This window comes from Armatimonas sp. (genome assembly GCF_043760365.1).
In the GTDB taxonomy this organism is placed as follows: Bacteria; Armatimonadota; Armatimonadia; order Armatimonadales; family Armatimonadaceae; genus Armatimonas.
In genome coordinates, this window is sequence record NZ_JAYUPA010000433.1 from 1 (window position 1) to 4,835 (window position 4,835).

The 4,835-nt window shown below is 56.3% G+C and carries 10 protein-coding genes; 3 read left to right on the forward strand and 7 right to left on the reverse strand.

The window, feature by feature from the left end:
• Window positions 1-75: 75 nt before the first annotated feature.
• The 7 genes from ACH2EH_RS10160 to ACH2EH_RS10190 form a co-directional block, all read right to left on the reverse strand.
• Window positions 76-411: a hypothetical protein gene (locus ACH2EH_RS10160; RefSeq protein WP_395141322.1), complete on the reverse strand. Its 336-nt coding sequence runs from the start codon at window positions 409-411 to the stop codon at window positions 76-78.
• A gap of 78 nt (window positions 412-489) precedes the next feature.
• The gene (gene rpsR / locus ACH2EH_RS10165; protein WP_309697486.1) at window positions 490-747 is read right to left on the reverse strand and encodes a 30S ribosomal protein S18; all 258 of its coding nucleotides are present in this window, start codon (window positions 745-747) and stop codon (window positions 490-492) included.
• Window positions 748-761: 14 nt separating this feature from the next.
• The gene (locus ACH2EH_RS10170; protein ID WP_309697484.1) at window positions 762-1,295 is read right to left on the reverse strand and encodes a single-stranded DNA-binding protein; all 534 of its coding nucleotides are present in this window, start codon (window positions 1,293-1,295) and stop codon (window positions 762-764) included.
• 101 nt (window positions 1,296-1,396) lie between these two features.
• The gene (gene rpsF / locus ACH2EH_RS10175) at window positions 1,397-1,858 is read right to left on the reverse strand and encodes a 30S ribosomal protein S6 (protein WP_395141324.1); all 462 of its coding nucleotides are present in this window, start codon (window positions 1,856-1,858) and stop codon (window positions 1,397-1,399) included.
• A gap of 96 nt (window positions 1,859-1,954) precedes the next feature.
• Window positions 1,955-2,224 carry a 30S ribosomal protein S20 gene (gene rpsT / locus ACH2EH_RS10180; RefSeq protein WP_309697480.1) on the reverse strand — a complete coding sequence of 90 codons (270 nt, stop codon included), beginning with the start codon at window positions 2,222-2,224 and terminating at the stop codon, window positions 1,955-1,957.
• 51 nt (window positions 2,225-2,275) lie between these two features.
• Entirely contained in the window at window positions 2,276-2,791 is a 516-nt protein-coding gene (locus ACH2EH_RS10185) for a hypothetical protein (protein ID WP_395141326.1), read from the reverse strand.
• Window positions 2,788-3,141 carry a hypothetical protein gene (locus ACH2EH_RS10190; protein ID WP_309697476.1) on the reverse strand — a complete coding sequence of 118 codons (354 nt, stop codon included), beginning with the start codon at window positions 3,139-3,141 and terminating at the stop codon, window positions 2,788-2,790. The genes ACH2EH_RS10185 and ACH2EH_RS10190 overlap by 4 nt, the downstream gene beginning before the upstream one ends.
• A gap of 83 nt (window positions 3,142-3,224) precedes the next feature.
• Here ACH2EH_RS10190 and ACH2EH_RS10195 point away from each other — a divergent pair, with 83 nt between their 5' ends.
• Genes ACH2EH_RS10195 through ACH2EH_RS10205 form a run of 3 tightly spaced genes read left to right on the forward strand, consistent with a single transcriptional unit; the run spans window position 3,225 to window position 4,731 of the window.
• Entirely contained in the window at window positions 3,225-3,740 is a 516-nt protein-coding gene (locus ACH2EH_RS10195) for a hypothetical protein (protein ID WP_395141328.1), read from the forward strand.
• Complete coding sequence (locus ACH2EH_RS10200) at window positions 3,737-4,015, forward strand: hypothetical protein (protein ID WP_309697472.1); 279 nt, start codon at window positions 3,737-3,739, stop codon at window positions 4,013-4,015. Before ACH2EH_RS10195 ends, ACH2EH_RS10200 begins: the two co-directional genes overlap by 4 nt.
• 5 nt (window positions 4,016-4,020) lie before the next feature.
• Window positions 4,021-4,731, forward strand: coding sequence for a phytanoyl-CoA dioxygenase family protein (locus ACH2EH_RS10205; protein WP_395141330.1), 711 nt, complete (start codon window positions 4,021-4,023; stop codon window positions 4,729-4,731).
• Window positions 4,732-4,835: the final 104 nt, after the last annotated feature.

The window sequence follows — 4,835 nt, forward strand, 5'->3', positions numbered from 1 at the left end:
TGGGGGTCATGGCAGTCTCCTGGCGTTATTTTTGTGGCACAGACATTATGCCTGAAATTGCCACCCCCAACTCCTTCAACCAAAATGAGTCACACCCAAACCAATTTTCATTAGGTGCGCAATAGCCAGGTGCGCTGAGTTGACACGTGCTTCTCTGACAAAGCGACCGAGCAGCTCACGGCGCTCGCCGGGTGATAGCTCTTCCAGATAGGCCTCGTAGGTTCGAGCGGCGGCACGCTGAGCAGCGCGGGGATACTCCTGCTCGATTTGCACGACTAGCTCATGAGCTTGAGGAATACCCGACGAGACCGAACAGCCTGCCCCGATAAGCAGTGTCGTTTTCTCGCCCCGAGCATGGACACGTTGGAGTGTCTCCAGTACATCCTCAAAGCAGCGCACGATCTCCCTCATAAAACAAACAACCTCCACCCAGATGGTTGGAGGCTGTTCAATGGGGCTTTACCGTATCGTCACGGGTTTAATGAAAAATCACATTCCATCAGCGACAAACGGAAGCAGGCCGATCTCACGCGCCCGCTTGATCGCCTGTGCCAGTGGTCGCTGGTACTTGGCGCAGGTGCCGGTCGTGCGGCGAGGAAGAATCTTCCCACGCTCACTGATGAATCGTCGCAGAAGGGGGACATTCTTGTAGTCAATGAAATCCACTTTTTGCACGGTAAAGTAGCAGACTTTACGCTTAACTTTCTTAAACTTACGGGGCTTAACCGTCTTAGAGATAGTTGCCATCTTTTTTCCTTTAGCTACTCAGCGAAGGGATCGCTCAGGTCGCTGTCATCGTAATCATTTGCGGGCATCTGCCGTCCACGTCCTGGCGCGCCGCCTGCGGGCCGTGCTGCGGGTGCTGCGCTACGCTCGTAGCCGCCCCCGCGTGCTGCGGGTGCCGCCGGAGCGGCAGCGGGCTGCTCGTAGCCACCGCCGTAGTTCTCACCGCCTTCTCCTTCACGGGGACGATCAAGTCCCTTGAGGTTATCGGCGACAATCTCTGCGGCTTTTCGACGCTGGCCGTCCTGTGTCACGTACTCACGAATCTGCAGGCGGCCCTCAACGGCAACCAACCTACCTTTGGTGAGATACTGCGACGCGAACTCGGCGCTCTGGCGCCAGGCGACAATATCAATGAAGTCGGCTTGCTTCTCCTGGCCTTGCTGTTTAGCTTCCTGGGAGAGGGGCCGATCCACGGCGATTCGGAACTGCGCAACGGCAATGCCCGAAGGGGTGTACTTCAGCTCGGGATCCGCCACGAGGCGTCCGATCAAAATAACGCGGTTTAACATCTCTATTTATCCTTCATCCACACGAGCTTCGTGCGGTTTCACCTAGTCATTACTCACTTCACCTTGCCTTAAGAGCGTCTCTTATCGCATCGGTGATCGAACTACTCCTCGGTAGCCTCGTCCTCGGTGCCTGCCTCTTTCTCATCGCTTGAGGGGGTTCCGAGATCCGTGACCGGCTGAGGAGCAAGGGAGACGGCGGCGGCGCGGGCTGCTGCATCACGCTCTCGGCGCTCCTGCTCTGCGGCGCGGGTCTTCGAGGGGAAACGATCCGCCTTAGGATCCTGCTTGACGATCAGGTGTCGAATGACATCGTCGCTAATCCGGAAGATACGATCCAGCTCGTTCTTACACGCTCCATCACCCAGGAAGTTCACTATAATATAGCGTCCTTCGCGGTACCCTTTGATCTCATAAGCCAGCTTGCGCGGGTCCCAGATATCTGTGTCTTCTACTGAGCCGTTTGCTTTGGTAATGACTGCCGCGTACTTATCTACGGTGGTCTTTACCTGATCTTCGGCTAGAGTGGCATCTACAATGTAGACGGCCTCGTAGGCTGTTGCCATTTACTTCTCCCTATGGTCGTGAAATTCGGCCCCTGTGTTCTACAGAGGCAGGGATCTCAGCACGGGGGCTTACCCCACACTGAAAACTCAGAGTGCCTACGCCTTTGTGGCGAGGGCAGCGCGCTTCATGAGGCGCGACTTACGGCGCGCAGCGGCATTCTTGTGAATGATACCGCGCTTGGCGGTCTTGTCAATTACAGAGATTGTCTCCGAGAGGGCCTTGGTGATCTCCTCGGTATCCCCGCCGCGAATGGCCAGGGTGGCCTTCTTGACGTAGGTTTTCATACGGCTTTTGGCCGCATTGTTACGATCACGGCGCTGACGCGACCGGATGACATCTTTGATAACGGATTTGATATTGGGCATTTAGCTTCTATTCCTTGTTCTTTCGCTAGGGTTGCTGGGTGGCCGAGAGGGCTAGTTCAGCTCCCTCATGAGATTTTGTGCCAGAGTAGTGGCATTGACTTGGAGGGTGGCGAGATCCAGTTCGCCCACAAGGCGACCATCAAGCCAGACTCCCGACGACTGTGCACGAACAATATCGGTATTTACCAGACGAAAGTGCGTACTCCCGTCCAGTTTTGTACTCATCTGCTCAAGCATCTGGCGGAACTTTTTAAGACCGTCACTTGCATTTTGCGGATCCGACTGTACTTCCGGTGTCCAGGAATATCCCACGACAACTTTTCGTTTGCCCTTGGGGTTGCCAAACTCATGCTCGGGGGGAACCGAGAGCAGCTCATCCTGAAGTTTTGTTTCTAACTGCGGAGCACTCTTAGCCGACGGATTTTCCGCTTGCTGCTCCATCTCTTCTTTCATCTCCGCTTCCGTGCGCGGACGATTCTCATACTGGGCACGGTTTAGAACGATGATCGCGCCAAGAGCAAGCCCTACAACAGCAATCAAAACGAGCGTGTTGCTTCGCTGTTTCATGCCGTTGTCGCCTCAGGCAGCCCCAGCGCCTTGAGATGCTCGCCATCAATGGCTCCTGCAGCGGAGACAATTCGATCCCGAATCACTTCAACCGGCAGAGCGGCGCAAGCCACGGCTTCACGCAAAAACGCCTCCCGGTCTTTTGAGAGAAGTAGGTCTAAAACCGAAATTCCCAGGGTCTCCGAAATAGCAGCGAGAGCAGGCGAGAGGGCGTGGATCTCGTCTTCCGCACGCGCCCGTAGCATGCCCCGATTTAGCTGGAGCTCGCGGATGGCGTTCTCAACCGGAGCAACCAGTACACTGTACTCGTTGACCTTTTCCTGTATTGAACTAGCCACTTCTGAAGACATGAAAAAACCTCACCTGATTTTGGCGCAATGGCCAGTATAACATAGGGAGGAACCAGAGTCAAGCACGACGAATCTTTCTATTAATGCTGCAAAAGATTCTCGAACGCGAGCTCGCCAGCGGGTTCGCCTCCCTGCCCGGCACCCAGATTAGTGGGAAACTCCCCGTGCCCGGCGCACTGATCAACCAGGCGCTGAAAGAGGCTCTCAGTAAAAAAAGCGGGCCTGTCAAAGGCGTTATGGTGGCGCTACTGGAAGACAATAAGGCGATCGCAGTAGTCGCCCTTGACCAGTTTCTGCTCCCCAAGACCCTGGAACTGCCGTTTACCATTGAGCCAACAGTCGCTCGAAACGGCAAGCTGATCGCCACCATTCAGCTTGAGCCGCCTGGTGGCTTGGTCGGGATTTTAATCCCGCTCCTCGCAGGACTCATGCCCGGAGTCACGGCAAGTGGGACGACCTTGAGTATTGACCTTGGTGCACAGCTCAAAGAGAAAAGTGGCCACGACTTTGCGCACTTAATTGACAGGCTAGAGCTAAGTACGCGCCGGGGCTTTCTGGATATCGTCTTCTCGCTGCGTGTTCCCGAGGAGGCACTATGAAAGAGCTGCTAGAGAAAATCTTCGCAGGCGGTGCAAAAGAGCTGGCGGGCCTAGAGATCGAGGGGGTGATCCCGATCCGCCAGGCGCTGATCAACGAGACCCTGCGCGAGGGCCTGAAGCAAGGGGTCACTAAAGAAATTGAGCTGCCCGCCGATGCCAAAGCGCCCGAGGCAGCGCAGATCAATGCACTACTTGCCCATGTCAAGCGTGCCGAGGTAACAGCAGAGGGTGGCAAGCTGACCCTCTCCTTCCACGTGAAAGTGGAGCAGAGTTAGAGCCCATGAGCTTTGTTCACGATGGTTTTATCGCAGCCCTGCCCGTTCTCAGCCCCACGGAAGCGGCAGTTGTCCGGGCTCAGTTCGATGCACTTGAAGCGCACGTGGGGCAGGAGACAGCGCAGATCGGCCTGCTAGATCGTCACACCACGGAGCCGTTTATCGCAACGCTAGCGGCTCACCCTGCCATTTTAGATGCCGTGGAGAGCATTCTTGGCCCCGATTTTTTTCTCCTTGCCACCCACGTGTTCTGCAAGTACGGCGAGGGAGAGACCGCCGCGACATTTGTGGCCTGGCATCAGGATGTCACCTACTGGGGCCTGGAGCCGCCCGTGGCAGTGACGGCGTGGCTTGCCATTGATGATGCCGATACCAAGAACGGCTGTATGAGAGTCATTCCAGGCTCGCACACAGCGGGGATTCGTGGACACACCACAGCCATGCAGCCCGGGAACCTGCTGAGCATCAATCAGGAAGTGCTGATCAGCGCCGATGAAGAAGTCCGCGCCATTGACCTGCCGCTTGCCGCGGGCTTCGCATCATTGCATGATGGCTGTTTGATTCACGGGAGCCTTCCCAATACCTCGACTCGCCGCCGCTGTGGCCTGACTCTGCGCTACATCCCAACCCATGTGGCACAGAGTGCCACGAACTCACAGGGCAAGCGCTGGAGTCCGATCCTCGTGCGGGGTGTAGATCGTTTTCAGAATTTTTGATGCCGCGAGGTATACTAGCGCTGTGTTTGAGCTATTGCTCCCGGTTGCTCTGGGAATGTTGGGCGGCGGGATTGGGCTAGCACTCGCGGGTCGGATGCGTCGCA

Excerpts from the sequence above, each read along its gene's own strand:
- ACH2EH_RS10160 (WP_395141322.1), bottom strand. The coding sequence starts at position 411 with ATGAGGGAGATCGTGCGCTGCTTTGAGGATGTACTGGAGACACTCCAA.
- rpsR (WP_309697486.1), bottom strand. The coding sequence starts at position 747 with ATGGCAACTATCTCTAAGACGGTTAAGCCCCGTAAGTTTAAGAAAGTT.
- ACH2EH_RS10170 (WP_309697484.1), bottom strand. The coding sequence starts at position 1,295 with ATGTTAAACCGCGTTATTTTGATCGGACGCCTCGTGGCGGATCCCGAG.
- rpsF (WP_395141324.1), bottom strand. The coding sequence starts at position 1,858 with ATGGCAACAGCCTACGAGGCCGTCTACATTGTAGATGCCACTCTAGCC.
- rpsT (WP_309697480.1), bottom strand. The coding sequence starts at position 2,224 with ATGCCCAATATCAAATCCGTTATCAAAGATGTCATCCGGTCGCGTCAG.
- ACH2EH_RS10185 (WP_395141326.1), bottom strand. The coding sequence starts at position 2,791 with ATGAAACAGCGAAGCAACACGCTCGTTTTGATTGCTGTTGTAGGGCTT.
- ACH2EH_RS10190 (WP_309697476.1), bottom strand. The coding sequence starts at position 3,141 with ATGTCTTCAGAAGTGGCTAGTTCAATACAGGAAAAGGTCAACGAGTAC.
- ACH2EH_RS10195 (WP_395141328.1), top strand. The coding sequence starts at position 3,225 with ATGCTGCAAAAGATTCTCGAACGCGAGCTCGCCAGCGGGTTCGCCTCC.
- ACH2EH_RS10200 (WP_309697472.1), top strand. The coding sequence starts at position 3,737 with ATGAAAGAGCTGCTAGAGAAAATCTTCGCAGGCGGTGCAAAAGAGCTG.
- ACH2EH_RS10205 (WP_395141330.1), top strand. The coding sequence starts at position 4,021 with ATGAGCTTTGTTCACGATGGTTTTATCGCAGCCCTGCCCGTTCTCAGC.